General features: G+C 62.3%; 3 protein-coding genes and 1 pseudogene. 1 reads left to right on the top strand and 3 read right to left on the bottom strand.

What is annotated here, in order from left to right:
* On the top strand, nt 1-938 hold a 938-nt coding region (locus tag DD606_RS24160; RefSeq protein WP_129259328.1), incomplete at its 5' end, for a nicotinamide mononucleotide deamidase-related protein YfaY.
* Between the two features lie 31 nt (nt 939-969).
* Here the strand turns inward: DD606_RS24160 and glpC are convergent.
* The 3 genes and pseudogenes from glpC to DD606_RS24145 form a co-directional block, all read right to left on the bottom strand.
* Complete coding sequence (glpC, locus tag DD606_RS24155) at nt 970-2,160, bottom strand: anaerobic glycerol-3-phosphate dehydrogenase subunit GlpC (RefSeq protein ID WP_003859431.1); 1,191 nt, start codon at nt 2,158-2,160, stop codon at nt 970-972.
* The gene (glpB, locus tag DD606_RS24150; protein ID WP_022651526.1) at nt 2,157-3,374 is read right to left on the bottom strand and encodes a glycerol-3-phosphate dehydrogenase subunit GlpB; all 1,218 of its coding nucleotides are present in this window, start codon (nt 3,372-3,374) and stop codon (nt 2,157-2,159) included. The genes glpC and glpB overlap by 4 nt, the downstream gene beginning before the upstream one ends.
* Nucleotides 3,364-3,608, bottom strand: a pseudogene (locus tag DD606_RS24145) (anaerobic glycerol-3-phosphate dehydrogenase subunit A); the annotation flags it as partial. The pseudogene DD606_RS24145 and the gene glpB, both read right to left, overlap by 11 nt.

Genomic DNA, 3,608 nt, shown 5'->3' with positions numbered 1-3,608 from the left:
AAGGCCTGGTCCTGCACGAGGCGTGGCTGGCGCAGATGGAGCGCTTTTTCTCCGGGCGTGGCCGCGTGATGGCCCCCAGCAACCGCAAGCAGGCTGAAATTCCCGCCAGCGCGGAACTGATTGATAACCCGGTCGGCACCGCCTGCGGGTTTGCCGTTCAGTTGAACCGCTGCCTGATGTTCTTCACTCCGGGCGTGCCGTCGGAATTTAAAGTGATGGTCGAGCAGCAGATCCTGCCGCGCCTGCGCGCGCGCTTTACGCTGCCTGAACCGCCGCTGTGCCTGCGTCTGACCACCTTTGGTCGCTCGGAAAGCGATCTTGCTCAGAGCCTCGATCACCTGCAACTGCCTCCCGGCGTGTCGATGGGCTATCGCTCCTCCATGCCGATTATTGAACTGAAGCTGACCGGACCGGCGTCAGAGAAAGCCGCTATGCTGGCACTGTGGCCGGAAGTGCGGCGCGTCGCCGGGGAAAGCCTGATTTTCGAAGGCACGGAAGGGCTACCGGCGCAGATCGCAGCGCATTTGCAGTCCCGCCAGCTGAGCGTGACGTTAAGCGAGCAGTTTACCGGTGGGCTTCTGGCGCTTCAGCTTACCCGGGCGGGTGCGCCGCTGCTGGCCAGTGAAGTGGTGCCGTTCCAGCAGGAGACGCTGGCGCAGACGGCGCGCTGGGCATCCGAGCGCAGAGTGAAGCATTTCGCCGGACTGGCGCTGTTTGTGGGCGGGCTGGATGAGGAGCACCTCAACTTTGCCCTGGCAACGCCGGAAGGAACGCACGCCCTGCGCGTCAGGATGAGCATTACCCGCCACAGCCTGGCCGTACGTCAGGAGGTGTGCGCGATGATGGCGCTGAACATGCTGCGCCGCTGGCTGAACGGGAAAGAGGTCGCCAGTGAGCACGGCTGGATCAACGTCGTGGAATCGCTGTTCGTAGAGTGAGAGTGTGCCGGGGCAGTGTCCCCGGCAACGGTTACGCCAGCGCTTTTGCCAGCAAGGTAATGGGATGTTCACAGCGTTTGCTGGTGGACATCTCGATCTGCCACTTGCAGGTTTCACAGTCCGTCACCACGATATCTGCGCCGCTCTCTTCAATCTGCCGGAACAGCGGCGCGCCAATGGCCTGTGACGTTGGGTAGTTTTCACGCTTGAATCCGTAGGTGCCAGCGATGCCGCAGCAGCGTGAGTCCAGCACCGTCAGCTCCAGCCCCGGGATCAGCCGCAGCAGCTCAAGCGTATAGATCGACCAGCCCATCTTCTCCATATGACATGGCGTGTGATACACCACCTTCAGCGGCAATTTGCCCAGCGGTAACGTCTGCCCGCTGTCCAGCTTGCGCCAGAGAAAACGGGTCGCCAGCTCAATGTGCTCGCGCAGGCCGGTGTTATCCACATCCAGCAGATGCGGATATTCATCGCGCAGCGTGAAGGTACAGGTTGATGACGTCGCCAGTACCGGTATCCCTTTGTCGACGATCGCCTCACGTAAAGAGGTGACGTTGCTGCTCGCCTGCTTGCGCGCTTTGTCGATGAAACCGTTGGCAATCAGCGGAACGCCGCAGCACTTTTCTTTGCTCAGCAGCTGAACGCCCGTCCCCATGGCGTTCAGCACTTTCAGCAGGTCTTTTCCCAGCTGCGGATGGTTGTAGTTCACGTAGCAGCCGTGGAAGAAGGCGACCTGCTCAGCGAACTGCGCCTGTTCTGCCGCCACGGATTTATACCAGCGGCGGAAGGTGCCGTGAGAATATTTCGGCAGACTGCGGTGATGGTCGATTTTGAGCGTCGCATCCAGCAGCCTGCGCACCGGCTTCAGGGCGGTGGCGGCATTGACGACCGGTGCGAAAGGCGTCGAGAGGCTGCCCATTAGATCGGTGTGGCTCAGTATCGCGTCACGCAGCGTCGGTTTTTTCGTACTGTAGCGGGCGCGGGCGCGCTGGATGATATCGCCTATTTTCACGTCCGACGGGCAGGCAACTTCGCAGCGTTTGCAGTTGATGCAGTATTTCAGCGCCTCGTCGTAGAGCGCGCCATCCTTCAGGCGCAGACGCTCCCCGTCGGGACCGGCCTGTTTCGGGCCGGGATAGCGCGGATCGACGCCGCTGACCGGGCAAACCGTGGTGCAGACCGTGCATTTGATACAGCTTTCAAATCGGGTGTCGTTCATTGTGCTCTCTCCCTGCGCTGGATAATCTGCTCCGCGACATGCAGCGCGGTGACGGCGCAGACGCCGCCACCGCAGCCCTGCGCCACGGGATCGTACCCGCCCAGAACCGAGCCGATGGCGTAAAGATTTTCAACCGGTTCCCCGCCCAGCCGCGGGCGCAGTTGGCTGTCGACGATCACGCCGAACTGCTGCCAGGGCTGCGGGGTGAAGAAATCGCTTTGATACCAGTCCGCGCGGGAAGCGCTTTGCCGGACATCCAGCCCGAGTATTGCCTCACGCACGCCATCCCGGCTGCTCAGCAGACCGTTACTGAAGAAACTGCCGCTTGCCAGCACCGTAAAGCGTGCGCGAAGCGGGATGTCGCCGTGGTTGCGGGTCCAGATTTCGCTTACCGCGCCCTCAGCCAGGGTGATTTTTTTCACCTCGTCGCCTGCCATCCAGACGCCACCCTGGGCAACAAACTGACGCTGAAGCTGGGTGTGCAGACGAATGCCGGGCACGGAAGGGGGGAGCGTCGGCAGTAAACCGAGCGTACAGGGCAGGCGCGCCGAGAGCCAGCGCCAGAGCCGGTTGTCCGTTAAGCCAAAACAGGCGGGCATAAACAGGGCGTCGCAGGTCTCGCCGAGCGGTTGAAGCGCCGCGTACAGCTGCGGCCAGTAACTTTCATTATCCAGCAGGCGGGCAATGTTCACCGCACGAAACTCGCTGGGGTTTTCGCGCAGCACGTCGAGTTCGGGGAGAACAATCTCCGCCGTATCCACCTGAACACCCTGCTGTCTGAGAGACGCGGCGGCCAGATGTGGCTGGAAATCGAGGAAGCCGCTGATCCCCACCACCCGCACGCGCTCGGCAGCGATGGGAGCGACAGGCACCTCTTCCGGGCTAAGCCAGGCGGCGCGCAGGGTGCCGAGTGGCGTGACGCGCTGATGGTTTTGCTCGGCGTCACCCTGCATGCGTGCACCGCAGGTGGTGAGCAGGTGTTCGGTTTCGCAGGCAAAGCGGGCCATATTCTCTGCGCCCGTCAGGCGGTAGGGATGTTCAGGCGGCAGATCGGCGAACGATAGCGCGCCCAGTAAATCCAGCGAGCCGGAGGAGAAGTGCAGAGCACTCTGACCGCGAGTGACAATGGCGCAGCGCAGACCCCGCTGCGTCAGTTTGAGGCCGCACAGCAGGCCCGCCAGCCCCCCACCCACAATCACGGTATCAAATTTCATGGTTGTGCTCCTTCTCCAGACCGCAAAGCCCCTGATAGACCCAGCGGGTAAATTCGCTTTCGCGCAGGGCATCGCCCCAGGCGACGGGCTGAATGCCTTTCCAGCGCTCGTTTAAAAAATCGCTGAGTTGGGCAAGCGACTGGGTTGACGTGGTGGCGTGAAAACGTTGCAGCAGCCCGGCGGCACGGCAGGCGCACAGCTCGCCCTGACAGGTGCCCATCCCGACGCGCGTGC

It is taken from the genome of Enterobacter cloacae complex sp. GF14B, from assembly GCF_004136805.1.
GTDB lineage: Bacteria > Pseudomonadota > Gammaproteobacteria > Enterobacterales > Enterobacteriaceae > Enterobacter > Enterobacter hormaechei_C.
This window is presented reverse-complemented; position numbering and strand designations above follow the sequence as displayed.